Raw genomic sequence first — 11106 nt, forward strand, 5'->3', positions numbered from 1 at the left:
GCGGACCACCCCGACCAACGCCACCAGCGCCCCCAACGACCCCACCACAGAATCAGCGACATCGAGGGAGACATCATGACGAACGTCCGAGAACTGACTCTCGAGGACAAGGCAAGCCTGCTCAGCGGCAAGGACTTCTGGACCACCAAAAATATCGACCGGGCCGGTGTCCCATCGATCATGATGACGGACGGGCCCCACGGCCTGCGCAAGCAGACGGGGTCCAGCGACAACTTGGGCATCAATGATTCGATCCCCGCCACATGCTTTCCTCCGGCCGTCGGCCTCGGTTCGGCCTTCGACCCGGACTTGGCCAAGAAGGTCGGCGTCGCCCTGGGTGTGGAGTCCGCGATCGAGGACGTCTCGGTCCTTCTGGGCCCCGGCGTCAATATCAAGCGCTCGCCCCTGTGCGGACGCAATTTCGAGTATTTCTCCGAGGACCCGCACCATGCGGGCGTCGTCGCCACCGGGATGGTGCGGGGCATGCAGTCGCAGACGGTCGGCGCATCCCTCAAGCATTTCGCGGCGAACAACCAGGAGACGGACCGGATGCGCGTCTCGGCCGACGTCGACCCCCGACCGCTCCGCGAGATCTACTTCCGTGCCTTCGAGCGCGTGGTCAAGAACGCGCAGCCCTGGACCGTGATGTGCTCGTACAACAAGGTCAACGGGACGTACGCGTCCGAGCACCCATGGCTGCTCACCGACGTCTTGCGCGACGACTGGGGCTTCGAAGGTCTGGTGGTCTCCGACTGGGGCGCGGTCAACGACCGGGTCAAGGGTGTCGCGGCGGGGCTGGATCTGGAGATGCCGTCCTCGGACGGTGTTACGGATGCTCAGATCGTCGACGCCGTCCGCAACGGCGACCTGGACGAGGCGTTGGTCGACCGGGCGGCGCAACGGGTTCTGGACCTGGTCGAGAAATCCGGGCACCGTGAGAAGCCTGACGACCCGCTCGACGTCGACGCCCACCACGCCCTGGCACGTGAGGCCGCGACACGATCCGTCGTCCTGCTCAAGAACGAAGGGTCGCTGCTTCCGCTCGCCGAGGGACAGGACATCGCCTTGATCGGCGAGTTCGCCCGGACCCCGCGTTACCAGGGCGGAGGCTCCTCCCACATCAACCCGACTCGGCTGGACACGGCGCTGGACAGCTTCACCCAGGCCGTGGGGGACAGGGTCTCCTTCGCTCCTGGCTTCACGTTCGACGGCGAACCGTCGGAGTCCCTGCGCGCCGAAGCGGTCGAGGTGGCCCGTTCGAGCGACGTCGCCGTCCTCTTTCTCGGTCTGCCCGACGCCGCCGAGTCGGAAGGCTTCGATCGCACCACGATCGATCTGCCCGCTGACCAGATCGAGCTCCTGGACGAGGTGGTGGAGGCGAACCCCCGGACCGTGGTCGTTCTGTCCAATGGCGGGGTCGTTTCCTTGCCCTTTGCGGACACCGTACCGGCGATTGTCGAGGGCTGGCTCCTGGGACAGGCCGGCGGCTCCGCGATCGTGGACATCCTCACGGGTGCGGCCGATCCGTCCGGACGACTCAGCGAAACGATCCCGCACCGGCTCGAGGACAACCCCTCATTTGGCAACTTCCCCGGTGAACTGGGGCACGTGAGGTACGGCGAAGGTATCCACGTCGGCTACCGGTGGTACGACAAACGCGGCCTCGACGTCGCCTTCCCCTTCGGCCACGGCCTCACCTACACCGAGTTCGAGTACGGGGAGCCCACGGCCCGGGTGAACGGCCGAGGCGACATCGACGTCTCAGTGGGCGTGACCAACGTGGGCCCGCGCGACGGACGCGAAGTCGTGCAGGTGTACGTCGGGCGAGATGAATCCGCCGTGGACCGGTCCCCGCGCGAGCTCAAGGCGTTCTCCTCGGTCGAGATTGCCTCGGGGCAGACCCGGTTCGTGACGCTGACCGTCGACCGCTCCGACCTCGCGTACTGGGACATCCGGGCAGACCGCTTCGTGGTCGAGGGCGGCACCTACCGCGTGGAAGTCGGCGCCTCGAGTCGGGACATCCGGGGAGAGGCCTCGGTCTCGATCGACGGCGACGATCCCGACGTCGAACTCACCAGGGAATCCTCCCTCGGTGAAGTCTTGGCCCACCCGAAGGCCGGACCCACGGCACGTCAACGGTTGGCCGAGCTCATGGGCAACCCCGGGGTCGACGACGCCGAACAGAAATCCGGGACCCAACCGGGGGCCGCGGCCGACTCGGACGAACCGGCAGGGGACGAGCCGATGGACCTCGACACGATGATGGCCTCACTCCCCGTGGGGCGGCTCGTCAGTTTCGGGGTGCCGCAGGACAAGATCGACGAGCTGATCGAGATGGCCCGGAGCTAGCCGACGCAGATCCGGGGGTCCTCCCGCGAGGTGGCAGTTGTGTGCGTCTCCTCCCGCGAGGTGGCAAATTTGGGACGTTTTCGGCCCGAAAACCGCACGGGATTGCCACTTCGACGTCGAAACCGCACAGGGTTGCCACTTCGACGCCGGCCCCCTCGTTCCCAGCCCGCGAGGTGGCAGTTTTGGGACGTTTTCGGCCTGAAAACCGCACGGAATTGCCACCTCGGCGTCGAGACTGCACGGGATTGCCACTTCGACGCCGTAACCGCACGCTACTGCCCCCTCGCGCGAGCTAATCCGTTTTTCCTCCCACGCGGCCTAGTGCGGCAGCGGCACGTAGATCACGCTGCCGCCCAGGGCCATGAGCGCGAAGATCGAGACCGTGACGATGGGTCCCAGCCATACGCGTCCGGTGATGGTGAAGAACGCCCTGTTGAACAGGGGCAGGATCACCATCATCGGTAGCACGGACTGGAGCATGTTCACGTACAACCAGTCGTCGGTCCAGAAGACCGTGCCGGTGGCGAAGAACGTGACGTACTGGATCACGAAGATTGCCGCGAGCCCGACCGAATTCGCCAGCGCCGCGAGAAGGTAACTCACCCACTTCTTCTGTCCGGCCACACGCATCGATCCGTTGACGCGCAGGGAGTTGCTGAAGAAGAACACGAACAGCAGCACGATGTACATGAGCGAGACCCAGAACCACCGGGCCGAGAGCGGTCGGGCCGCGACCACCAGGAAGCGGAAATCGGAGTGGAACAGGCCGTAGATCACGGACAGAACCACGTAGAAGCATGTGACCAGCAGAAATCCGAGCAAGAGCGTCTTGCCGAGCTCCCGGCGTCCGATCCTGAGCCCCCAGGTGGCCGCGGATGCGCCCCGTCGTCGTCCGTGGAGCCAGTGGGTGCCGAAGAACAGTGCGAGCCCGAACAGGCCGTTGAACAGCGACCACAACAGCACGCCGTTGACCATGCGGGCCGGGAAGAACCAGGTGTTGATCGAATGGGTCGCGTCCGGGAACACGAACTCGGTGGCGTTGGACAGAGGAATGAAGGTCACGCAGGCGACCGCCGCGCTCACCGCGAGCGTGCCCCAGAAGATCACCTTCCCGGCGCCTGTCTGCCGGGCCTGCGGGGCCGGGACCGGTTGGGCCGCGGAGTGGAGCGCCGGGATGCGCAACAGCAAGCGGCTCAGGGGAAGGAGCATCACCAGGCCGCCGACCAGGGAGATCAGGTTGAACGCTTCCTTCACGAACCAGGTCTGGTTGCCGCTGGACACATCCGTGTGCCAGTCGAGCGTCGTCGTGAAGAAGTCCATGAGCCCGCCGACCGCAGCGGGCGACATCGGCTGGAAGGGGTGGATCGTCCTGTCATTGTTGGCGATGCGGTAGGTGCGGTCCCCCGGGTCGCCGTAGGGGGAGTCCGTTCTGACCGAGGAGACCTTCTGGTCCTCGGGCAGGCCGGAGTTGACGAAGGATATGGCCTCCGGGGCATCGCGCAGATCGCCGTCTCCCCGAACGTTTCTGTATCCGCCCTCGTCAAAGCGGGCGTATCCGAGGCCCAGGTTCGAGTGGATGTTCTTGAAGGACTTGTCGTCGAGATTGCGCAGCCACCCGGAGATGTACGCCGAGCGGATCTTGTTCAGGGATTCCGCGTGGGACCGTTCCTGCGCGGTGACCTCCGTACCACCGGGCGACGACGGGTCGGCGGCCTTCTTGAGCGCATCCTTCTCGAGCTTGCCGTAGTGGGAGGCCGCACTCCGGACCTGGCTGCCTCCGGCGGAATGCCCCGTGATGCCGATCCTGTCCTGGTCGACGTAGTTGAAGGCCGAGGTCTTGGTGACGTAGTCGATCGCGGGAATCAGCGCGGATTCCTTGGACCCGGGCGCCTGCGAGGTGGATTCGCCCTGGTTGTACGGGTCCACCACGAGCGTCGCCATGCCGCGTCGGGCGAGTTCCAGGGAGTTGCTGACCTGGGTCTCCTTGGTGCGCTGGAATCCCGGGGTCACCACCACCATGGGCACTTGGTGATCCTCGGTCGCATTGACCGGCTTGTAGAGGTCCGCAGAGATCTTCTGGCCGTTGGGCCCAGGGATGGAGAGGGTCTGGACCTGCAAGGTCCCCGCGTTGGTTTGCACGATGTACGAACCCAATCCGCCGATGAGCACCATCGCGAGGCAGACCAGGAATTTCACGACGTCGCGCCTGGCGGACGACGTCGGAGCGGCGTGTACCGATGAATGGGACATGGTTCGTTCAATCCCTTCCGGACGATCCCAAATGATGAGTGAAGCTATGTTCCGGGGTCGGCGTCGGCCGTGCGGCACGGCGACGTCGTTCCCTGGGCTGAGGCCCTCTATTTGACCGGGGCACCGGGGCCGAGCGGAATGCCCAGCCACCACCACAGGAAGAAGAGGACGACCCAGGCCAAGGTCATGCAGATCGCGAGCGGCAGCGTGTACGCCGCGAGCGTCCCGATGCCGGCCTTCTTCCGGTACTGCTGGAGAAAGCCCAGAGCCATGACGAAGTAGGGGCTCATGGGGGAGATCGACGTCGACCCGGAGTCGGCGATGCGGAAAATTGCCTGCGTGGTGTCCGCGGGGACGTCGAGCAGCATCAGCATGGGCACCAGAACCGGTGCCATGATCGACCACATGGCCGAGCCACTCGTGATGATCACGTTGACCACGGACAGCAACGCGAACACGAGCAGGAAGATCAGCGTGACCGGAATGTTGCTCTGGTCCAGCAACTGTGAGGCGCCGACGGCGATCACGTCACCGAGGTGTGTCCAGTCGAAGTACTGCAGGAACTGGGCGATCGCGAAGAACATGACGAGGGTCGGCGCGAACTGCCGGACGCCCTCGGCCATCATCGGCGGGATGTCCTTCGGGGCGTTGATGACTCCGAGAACCCGTCCGTAGACCATGCCTCCGACCATGAACAGGAAGCCGACCAGCGCGGCGATGCCGTCCAGGAACGGGGAGTCCGCCAGCGACCCGCCGTCCCCGCGCAGCGGTGACCCGGAGGGGATCACGGCGGCGATCACCACGGCGAGCAGGAGGACCACGGCCCCCGAGGCGAGGATGAGACCCCGCGTTTCGAGGCGGCTCAGATGCAGCGTGGTGGTCGCGCCGGTGGCGGCGTCGTCCTCCTCCAGATCATCCCGCTTGGCCAGAACCGTCGTGGTGACCAGGGTGATCACGAGGGCCAGGAGCAGCGAGGAAGCAATGTTGAAGTACCAGTTGCTCACGGGGCTGACGGAAGCGTTCTCGTCCACGATATGCGCGGCCGCCGTGGTGATGCCCGCGAAGATGGTGTCGTTCGGCGTCGGGATCGGGCTCGCATCGTATCCGGAAGCGATCGACGTGTAGGCGACCACGATGCCGAGGATCGGCGACTTGCCGACTGCCTTGAACGCCATGCCGCCCAACGGCACCAGGATGGCGTAGGCCGCGGCCGAAGCCAGGTGGGAAACGGTTCCGGCGAAGGCCACGGAGAACACCACCAGACCGGCGGGAACCTGCGAGATCGAGACCCGCATGACCGCGGAGAGGAAACCGGTCCGCTCCGACACGGCGACCCCCATGATCACGACGACGATGGTGGCCATCGGCGGGAACGAGGCGAAGTTCTTGACCATCGTGGACATCGCCATCGCCACTCCCTCGCCGGAGAGCAGATTCTGGACGTGGACTTCCTTGCCCGACTTCGGGGAAACCACGCTCGTGTCCGCTCCGGCGAGAACCGCGCTGATCACGGCGAGAATGCCGGCGAGGATCCAGAACAGCCAGAAGGGGTGAGGCAGCGCGTTTCCGACCCGTTCGACGACCGAGAGCGCTCGGATCATCCACGGCAGGCGGCCTGTGTTCTTCTCAGGTGCGGTCGATGAGCTCATGATTCACCCGTTGATTCCTCGGTCGATCCCGATCCAGGTCCGGACGTAGTCGCAGATCGTCTCGGTCGCGGTCTCGATGATGTCCGCGCCGAGTTCTTTGGTTGATCGCGTCGGGTCGCCCAGGACCCCGTTGGCGCTCAGGCGGTCCCACGTGACGGAGAGCGAAGGGCGGGCACGGCGTGAGAGCCTCGGCAACGAATCCATCTCATCCAGCCCCGTGGTTCCGGGCTGGAGCAGTTCGTCACGCACCAGGTGGGGTGCGACGTGCAGCATCTGCGCTGTCTCGGCCTCCCCGCAGTGCCCCGTGACCTCGGCGGTCCCGAAAGCGCGGATCCGGTCCGCGGCGAGACCCGTGATGGGTGTCCAGGCGAATTCGAGGGACGGCGCTTCCTGCAGAAGGCGTTGGGCGACGACGCCGAGGGCCGAGTTGTTGCCCCCGTGCCCGGTCACCACCAGAACCCGCTGCCACCCGTTCCTGTGCAGCTCGGTCGCGTATTCCGTGATCACCTGGATGAAGGTCTCCGGCGCGAGGCTCATGGTGCCGGGGAACGTGGTGTGGTGGATCGAGATGCCCACCGGAAGCTCGGGGCCCACGAAAGCCGTTCCTTCCATGCGCTTCGCGACCGAGTCGCACAGGGCGACGGCGCGGATCTGATCGGTGGCCATGGGCATGGCCGGGCCGTGCTGTTCGAAGGCCCCCACGGGAACGAGAGCCACCGAGCGGGACTTGTCGATCTTCTCGGTGTCGCGACTGGTCATGTCGCCGAGGCGGTACTGGGGCTGTTCGGTCACGATGATGATCCTTGGGGGAGCGGGCGTGCTGAGTGTGAGCGCGGTGGGCGCGAGTGTGGCGGGGTGAGTGCGGCGGGGGTGCTTCGCCGATGTGCCGCCGAGGGGCGGGCTCAGTCGGTCGGTCGGAGTTGCCGTCGGACGGCGTCGCGCAGGGAACGAAGATGAGCCTCGGCAAGGAATCGCGCCGTTTCGGAATCCTGCTCTTCGAGGGCTTCGACGAGCCCCTGATGCTCCGCGTGGTCCGTCTCCGGAACGATGAAGGCCTGGCGCAGCTCCTGTCGTTGTCGCCGGTTGAACACGAGCATCGCCTCGATGGTGTCGTTCAGTACGGGATTGCCCGTGGCCCGGGCCAAGACCGCGTGGAAGTGGGAAGAGACGTCCTCGACGACGTCGGGCACCGTGGCGTTGTCGCACGCGGCGCGCAAAGCCTCAAGATCCGCCTCGGTGCGGTGCGCGGCCGCCGTGGCCGCAATATTCGGCTCGATCACCAGGCGGGCTTCGATGAGGTCCAGGACCGAGCTCGCCGAAGCGACGACGTGCGGGTTTGCCACGAGACCCCGACCGAATCCGGGTCCCACGTAGGTGCCCGAACCGTGGCGGAAGACGATGACGCCGGTCGCCTCCAACCGCCGCAGGGCCTCGCGCACGGTCGGAGCGGTGACCTCGAAGCGTTCGGCCAGGGCCCGGGCAGAGGGGATCGAGTCCCCGCGGGTTTTGCCTTCCCGCGTGATCATGTCGACGATGCCGTCGGCGATCTTCTCCGAGAGGGACAGGGTGGTGTAAGTCATTTAGTCAATAAATCACTTGACTGATTGTGCGTCAAGTCACCCCGGGCGGACATCTTTCGTCGGGTACGACGAAGCCCCCGCTCCGCCGCGCTCGGGGAGCGCAGGGGGCGGGGGCTTTCGAGTCAGCCGTCGGCCGGCCGGGTTGCGAATCCGGCGGGGCCGACGGGTTGCGGACTACTCGGGGATGTCAGAGGATCGCGGAGACTCCGTCGCGGATCGCCTGGATGTCCACGGTGCCGGGGCAGTCGGTGGATACCACGAAGCTGTGCGGAACAATCTGCGACTGAGGGTCGAGCCCGTAGGTGCGGCAGATCGTTGCGCAGAGGTCGATCGACTTGTTGTAGGTGTCCTGAGTTGGTGCACGGGACGGGTCGGCGGAGTGCTCGATGCCGATGCTGCGGAGATTGAAATTCCAGTCGCCGGCGTGCCAGGCGGTATTGGCCTCGTCCACGAACTGGTGGATTTCGCCTTCGCCAATGCCGTAGTGCGCGCTGACTCCCGAATTGGGGTCGCTGAACGTGGTGTCCGCGGCCGCAAGGGTCCCCACGATGTAGTGGATGACGATGCGGTCCACGGCCGTTCCTTCGCGGCCCTCGGTGAAGTTGGGAGAACTGACCTGTACTGCTGCCATGGACTACTTCCCCTTCCCCAACGGGCAGCTCAGCGGCTGCTTGGATTCCATGGTCTTGTTGGCCGTAGCCGGTGCGGCCTGGGCCGCGGGTGCGGTGATGAGTGCTGTTCCGGTGACGGCCGATGCGGCCGCGCCGAATGCGAGCACGTTGCGTCTCGAAATTGCCATAACGGCAAGGTACGTATTCGGCCGTGGGTGCTCAAAACACGCGACAAGTATTACGCCAGAATGAGTGGATTTCTTCACAAATACTGGCGCGCGAGGTATCAGTTTGTTTCTTCGACGATTCGCTTGATCTTGGCGAGAGTTTCCGGGATCCCCGACGCGGCCGCTTCCTGGCGAATTTCGATCTGGTGGTCTGCATCCTCCCCGAAACGTTGCCGAAAGGTTTCGTGGGATTGTTCGGAGAAAGCTGTGTATTCCGTGAGAACACTGCCCTCGCCCTCTGGAGATATTTTGTATCCCCAACGTACACGAGCCGGGACGACCTCCCAAGCGAAGTGGGTTCCGGGCTCGGCGGCGACGACTTCCGACGTCGTCGTCCACTCGCGATCGGGAGTGCGGTTGTGGCCGGTGAAGGTGGCCCCGACGTCGTGCATCCCGGGTCCGTCCCAGTCGCACCGGTAACACTGCTGGCTCCACTCGCCCGTTCGGGTGACGTCCGAGATCAGGTCGTAGATCTCTGCGGGGGATGCGTCGATGTGGATTGAATTGGAAAGTTCGTAAGTCATGAGTCCAGTCTAGGGTCCCCAAGGCATTGTGCGATTTGTCGATTTCCATAAATATCTCGACAACTCGGGATTAATTCCACGCGTGTTATTCAATGCGGCGGCAGAGGCGACCCGACCCGAGATATCGCGGAGTTTCGGGCTCGCGAACTGTTAACCCATGTCATTTCAAAGACGAATTGTGGTGTGTGGTCCTGGACATAGGTTCCGGTTTGCCATACGGTCGTGGCCATCGCCTTGCGCCTGGCCTATTCACGGTCATGTGCGTGAGGAGTCGGTCGGACCGGGGCCACTTCCCCTCCCGATGCTCATGTTCGCACTCGACACCCCATATTGAGGTACGAAAATGTTCGAATCCGAGACCCGATCCACGAGTCGGAGACTACGGCATGCCCTGAGGCGCCGCGGGGCGGCCTGCCTCGCGGTCTCGACGGCGCTCATGCTTGGCGGAACGCTCCTGGTGGAACCGGCTGCCCAGGCGGCGTCGGACGCTGGACCCAAAGAAGGGATCCAGGGCCGCGATATTTCGGTGAACCAGGGGAACGATTACCCCTGGAGCGAGGTCGCCTCCGCCGGAGTGGAGTTCGGCCAGGCTCAGGCCACCGACGGCGACTGGGCGTCGCCGACCTTCGACAAGCAGTACAAGGCGATCGGGAAGGCCGGCCTGTACAGGGGCGCCTATCATTTTGCTCGCCCCAGTCACAGCAGCGGTTCGGAGCAGGCCCGGTTCTTCATGGACCACGGCGGCAAGTGGGTCAATGACGGTACCACACTCCCGGGCATGGTCGACCTGGAGCCGACGCCGAGCGCCAAAACCGCCGACGAGCAGTGCTACCACCAGACTCCGGCCCAGATGAGAGCGTGGATTCAAGATTTCACGGTCGAGTACAAGTCCGAGACCGGTCGTGCCCCCATGATCTACACGACCAACGCCTGGTGGAACCAGTGCGTGGGCGACACGACCGCCTTCATCGACAGCCCGCTCATGATCGCCAAGTGGGGCAGCGGCTCCTCGGGTGACGTCCCGGCGTCGTGGGGTGACTACGACTTCTGGCAGCACACCGAAAGCAACAAGGGCAGCGTTGCGGACCGGAGCCGATTCAACGGTCCCAAGTCCCGGCTGCAGGAGCTCGCGACCAACCCCCAGTACGTGCCGACGGGGTCCGCCAACAAGCAGCAATCGCCCCTGGGCTACTGATCCCCCGCTTCCGGCCCGCGCGACCGTGTTCTGTACCGCCGGCTTCGTCATTCGATCGGTCCAACAGCGGCAGGACCCAGGGACGCGGCCACATGCGGACGTCGTCGCCGTGCGGTCCGCAGCGGCTCATGGATAGCGAGGCGCTTGCCCGATTTAGAGGCGTTTTCCGCCGTTACGTGGCGCCCCAACCTCCACCCAACGACGGCAAACGCCACCAATTCAGGTAACCCCCACCGAAAGGGCGCTCGGGCGGCGTCGATTCTCGCTGATTTTGTCGGGAAACCCCCACCGAATCGGGAAACCGCCACTGAACCCACTCTGAGAGCCGGTGGGCTTTCGGCAGAACCCGCAGGCAACCGCCACCGAATCGGGAAACCGCCACTGAACTCGGCGCGAGCGGCCCCGAAGTCTGCGGCTGCGACCCCGAATTCGGCGTGTGCGGTGTCGAAACGAAGCCCGCGCGCGGTCGAGGTGGCAATTTCGGGCTATTTATCCCGCGAGGTGGCATTCTCGGGACGAAAAACGCAAGATTTTGTCCCAAAACTGCCACCTCGCGAGCCGCAGCGCTCAGGATTGCTACCTCGCGGGCCGGACCGCTCAGGACTGCCACCTCGCGGGCCGGACCGCTCAAAATTGCCACCTCGCCGAAAGTAGACCGCCCGATCGCCCCGACCGCCTGACCGCCTCGACCGCCTGCCCCACGGAACCGCATCCTCCCGAC

General features: G+C 65.0%; 9 protein-coding genes. 2 read left to right on the top strand and 7 right to left on the bottom strand.

The window, feature by feature from the left end; translation table 11 throughout:
* Positions 1–75: 75 nt before the first annotated feature.
* On the top strand, positions 76–2349 hold the full coding sequence (locus EWU68_RS12720) for a glycoside hydrolase family 3 C-terminal domain-containing protein (protein WP_129316530.1): 2274 nt from the start codon (positions 76–78) through the stop codon (positions 2347–2349).
* 318 nt (positions 2350–2667) lie between these two features.
* Here the strand turns inward: EWU68_RS12720 and EWU68_RS12725 are convergent, their stop codons facing one another.
* The 7 genes from EWU68_RS12725 to EWU68_RS12750 form a co-directional block, all read right to left on the bottom strand.
* The gene (locus EWU68_RS12725; protein ID WP_129316533.1) at positions 2668–4599 is read right to left on the bottom strand and encodes an alpha/beta hydrolase family protein; all 1932 of its coding nucleotides are present in this window, start codon (positions 4597–4599) and stop codon (positions 2668–2670) included.
* A gap of 107 nt (positions 4600–4706) precedes the next feature.
* Positions 4707–6248: an AbgT family transporter gene (locus EWU68_RS12730; protein WP_129316535.1), complete on the bottom strand. Its 1542-nt coding sequence runs from the start codon at positions 6246–6248 to the stop codon at positions 4707–4709.
* A gap of 3 nt (positions 6249–6251) precedes the next feature.
* On the bottom strand, positions 6252–7040 hold the full coding sequence (locus tag EWU68_RS12735; RefSeq protein ID WP_238692469.1) for a creatininase family protein: 789 nt from the start codon (positions 7038–7040) through the stop codon (positions 6252–6254).
* A gap of 110 nt (positions 7041–7150) precedes the next feature.
* The gene (locus EWU68_RS12740) at positions 7151–7828 is read right to left on the bottom strand and encodes a FadR/GntR family transcriptional regulator (RefSeq protein WP_129316537.1); all 678 of its coding nucleotides are present in this window, start codon (positions 7826–7828) and stop codon (positions 7151–7153) included.
* A 187-nt stretch (positions 7829–8015) separates the two neighbouring features.
* Positions 8016–8459, bottom strand: coding sequence for an N-acetylmuramoyl-L-alanine amidase (locus EWU68_RS12745; protein ID WP_129316539.1), 444 nt, complete (start codon positions 8457–8459; stop codon positions 8016–8018).
* A gap of 3 nt (positions 8460–8462) precedes the next feature.
* Positions 8463–8627 carry a hypothetical protein gene (locus EWU68_RS13095; protein WP_156265588.1) on the bottom strand — a complete coding sequence of 55 codons (165 nt, stop codon included), beginning with the start codon at positions 8625–8627 and terminating at the stop codon, positions 8463–8465.
* 98 nt (positions 8628–8725) lie between these two features.
* Positions 8726–9190: an SRPBCC family protein gene (locus EWU68_RS12750; protein WP_129316542.1), complete on the bottom strand. Its 465-nt coding sequence runs from the start codon at positions 9188–9190 to the stop codon at positions 8726–8728.
* A 343-nt stretch (positions 9191–9533) separates the two neighbouring features.
* On the opposite strand from EWU68_RS12750, the gene EWU68_RS12755 reads away from it, so the two are divergent.
* A complete protein-coding gene (locus tag EWU68_RS12755) occupies positions 9534–10385 on the top strand; it encodes a GH25 family lysozyme (protein ID WP_129316544.1) in 852 nt (283 codons plus the stop codon).
* Positions 10386–11106 lie beyond the last annotated feature (721 nt).

The sequence above is a fragment of the Rothia koreensis genome (genome assembly GCF_004136575.1).
Lineage (GTDB): Bacteria > Actinomycetota > Actinomycetes > Actinomycetales > Micrococcaceae > Rothia > Rothia koreensis.

What these genes read in the sequence shown, in the direction of transcription:
- EWU68_RS12755 (WP_129316544.1), top strand. Translation starts at nt 9,534, where the DNA reads ATGTTCGAATCCGAGACCCGATCCACGAGTCGGAGACTACGGCATGCC.
- EWU68_RS12750 (WP_129316542.1), bottom strand. Translation starts at nt 9,190, where the DNA reads ATGACTTACGAACTTTCCAATTCAATCCACATCGACGCATCCCCCGCA.
- EWU68_RS12745 (WP_129316539.1), bottom strand. Translation starts at nt 8,459, where the DNA reads ATGGCAGCAGTACAGGTCAGTTCTCCCAACTTCACCGAGGGCCGCGAA.
- EWU68_RS12725 (WP_129316533.1), bottom strand. Translation starts at nt 4,599, where the DNA reads ATGTCCCATTCATCGGTACACGCCGCTCCGACGTCGTCCGCCAGGCGC.
- EWU68_RS12720 (WP_129316530.1), top strand. Translation starts at nt 76, where the DNA reads ATGACGAACGTCCGAGAACTGACTCTCGAGGACAAGGCAAGCCTGCTC.
- EWU68_RS13095 (WP_156265588.1), bottom strand. Translation starts at nt 8,627, where the DNA reads ATGGCAATTTCGAGACGCAACGTGCTCGCATTCGGCGCGGCCGCATCG.
- EWU68_RS12740 (WP_129316537.1), bottom strand. Translation starts at nt 7,828, where the DNA reads ATGACTTACACCACCCTGTCCCTCTCGGAGAAGATCGCCGACGGCATC.
- EWU68_RS12730 (WP_129316535.1), bottom strand. Translation starts at nt 6,248, where the DNA reads ATGAGCTCATCGACCGCACCTGAGAAGAACACAGGCCGCCTGCCGTGG.